This window comes from Bartonella florencae, from assembly GCF_000312525.1.
In the GTDB taxonomy this organism is placed as follows: Bacteria; Pseudomonadota; Alphaproteobacteria; order Rhizobiales; family Rhizobiaceae; genus Bartonella; species Bartonella florencae.
Genome location: NZ_HE997452.1, coordinates 569,015 through 571,711, shown reverse-complemented (window position 1 = coordinate 571,711; position 2,697 = coordinate 569,015). Strand labels below are relative to the sequence as shown.

Below are 2,697 nucleotides of genomic sequence, written 5' to 3'. Positions count from 1 at the left end.
CACAACAATGCGCAGCTTAGCACGCGTCCCCTCTCCCAACGCCCCGCAAAAGAGCAAATCTCACCTCGCACCCAAATGTCCCCATATCCAAATATCCCGCACCAACACTTCCCTTCCCCCCACACACACTCCCCAAAATGTCTTTGTGCAACAACACTTAACCCTTAAGCAATTCATCAACCATGCCCTCCAAGCGGCTATAAAAACAGAGATAACGCATAAATTCTTTACTTTTTTACAGATATACATTTTTACGCTTTTCAACATTTACGCAAAACAGCAAAATCGCAAATCTGCAAATTCCCATAAAGCTCTCGCAAAAGGCATGTGCCACAGGCATAACAACTGCCCTCTTTTAAGTAAACAACAAGAACATTTTGGGTGTGATAAGCTAAGAAATTGATCAAATTGCACGACAAAGGGATAACATCTCATACATTTTTTCAAAATAACAGCCCCACAAGATCTGTTCATATTGAGGGAAGCATGCAGCATCGGAGGAGGAAAACAAAGCGTATAATTCTCTCTCATTTGTTCGAATGTCTCAAAAAATTCGAGCACTTGTAGAGAAATTAACGCCATCTGATGAAATTTTTTTCGTTTTGGTGATATTTTACAATTTGAAATCCGCAACGAAATAACAACGATGCAAAAGGAAAGTGTTTTTATTCATAATCAGAAATCAACCACAAAATAGCTTTTTGTTTTTTAGGTTTGAGTGCTCTAAAATTTTTTAACAGCAAAGTTTCTTTTTCGCTAAAGATTTCTGTATAACTCTGCTGTGAGATATGGTCTTTTTTGCAATATCCGCATAAAAAAGCCAATGGGGACATTCAATATGTTAGCAATTTCCTGCAAACGTCCATCACCCACACGATTAATCCCTTTTTCATATTTTTGGATTTGTTGGAAACTAACTCCCAAATAGCGCCCTAATTTTTTTTGAGAAATCCTCATCATCACTCTTCTGTAACGAATTTTTTTGCCAACAGAAACATCATTCAAATGTGGATTTTTTGCTTGCACTTATATCCCCCCACCGGCTGCAAGCACCCTCTCATTGGATTTCCGGGAATCAAAAACACTGCATTTGATCAGTTTTTTGCTTTTAGTGTTTAGGGAACACTTGGACAGAGCAAAAACTCCCGGAATCTGTGAGATAGCACAAAGTGGAATTGATTTTATGTGAGAACTTTAAAGTGATGAGTCCCCCTCTTAATCGCTCCCCAGACAATCAAAATCACTTTATTAATAAAGTAATTTCAAGAGATTGGCAATAAAAATAAAAAGATCTTTGACTCTTTAAAAATTACAAATATTTGAGACTTTCAAAAGGAGGCAAAAAACAGATCTCAAAAATCAAGTTTTACATTATGATAAAGGTTATCTCCAAAATAATTATGAGATGAAAAAGCTCTTTTAGGTTATATCAATGCATCACAAAAAACGAGCATTTCAAATTTCTGCATTTTAAAATGTTAAGATGCAAAAAAATGATATTTTGCTGATAGTGAAGAGAGGAGCAGCAAATATAAAGTTTGGTGAAAAGCCACATTCAAAAGCAGAGAGCACAAGCAACAGCAATAAAACAAAAAATTTCCTTCAAAATATTGCCGCTCAAGCACAGCTCAAAGGACAAAGCTTTTCACCAGCACCACTTTGGTCAATATATTGGCTGCTAGCACAGCCAATATATCCAGAGAATACACCAATCAATCTGTTCTTCTAAGATCTAAGCAACTAAAAACAAAGGATTTTTTTGTGATGTTGCGCATCCTGTACAACAAAATGCACTTCTTTATCAAGAGCCTCTATTATCTCTTTTTGACTCATTTAGCGCAATCTGGCAGGATCACCCATTCGTGGTCAACGGGATTTGACGAGTTAATATAACCACACAAATTCCTCAATTCCATAGAGCGAAAAAGTGAACGATCTCCCCTTTCAATTTTAAAGTAAGTGTTGCTATTTTTAAAAAGGTTTATTCTATAAGGAACAATAATATCCCGCAGAATATCTTTTTGCTGTTCTCCAAAGTTCTTATGCCTATTTTGTTCTATAATTTTATTCACTATTGCCTCCTTCCCATACCCCCCAATCATTGCCACCGACAGAGCATTAACCGTTACTGAAGATAACACTGAAGAAAAGAGAGAAAACAACACGTTTCATAAAATACGCTTCTTATAAATAAATGAAATTTTAAAATGATCTTTGCCCAAATGAGTCTAACTATGAAATAAGGCATTGCGCATTTTGAATACAATCGATATATAGATTTTGTTTAAATCCCTCAACAAATGAATTATCGTTTTTTGTTGCTCATATTCAGTCATGAGATGCATATGTTAACATTCACCATGGTAAAGAGTTTTTGATAAAAAAGGAATTCTCAAAGAACGATATGACTGATGCTAAGCATGAAGAATTGCGAGCAAGCAATGGGGTTAAAGATTGTATTTATACTGCTCAATCAGAAGCAACTTACCGTGCTAATGATAGCAAAACGGCATAAGAATGGTTGGCAATGGCAAAGCCACCATCTCACACACTCTTTTTAAGCATCAAACTAGAACTCAATTTATTCTTAAGATAATTTTCTCACCAAGAATACCGATAAAGAACATATCCTAAACTGATTAAATAAAGGTGTTATGATAGAAAGCATCATGGCATAGATCTTATCCCGCACCACAG

Annotated in this window: 1 protein-coding gene and 1 pseudogene; both read right to left on the bottom strand. The window is 35.7% G+C overall.

Annotation, left to right across the window (positions count from 1 at the left end; genetic code table 11):
- Nucleotides 1-665 precede the first annotated feature (665 nt).
- Nucleotides 666-1,026 (bottom strand): annotated as a pseudogene (locus tag BN202_RS05310) (helix-turn-helix domain-containing protein).
- Nucleotides 1,027-1,829: 803 nt separating this feature from the next.
- Complete coding sequence (locus BN202_RS05300) at nt 1,830-2,072, bottom strand: hypothetical protein (RefSeq protein WP_034987343.1); 243 nt, start codon at nt 2,070-2,072, stop codon at nt 1,830-1,832.
- Nucleotides 2,073-2,697 lie beyond the last annotated feature (625 nt).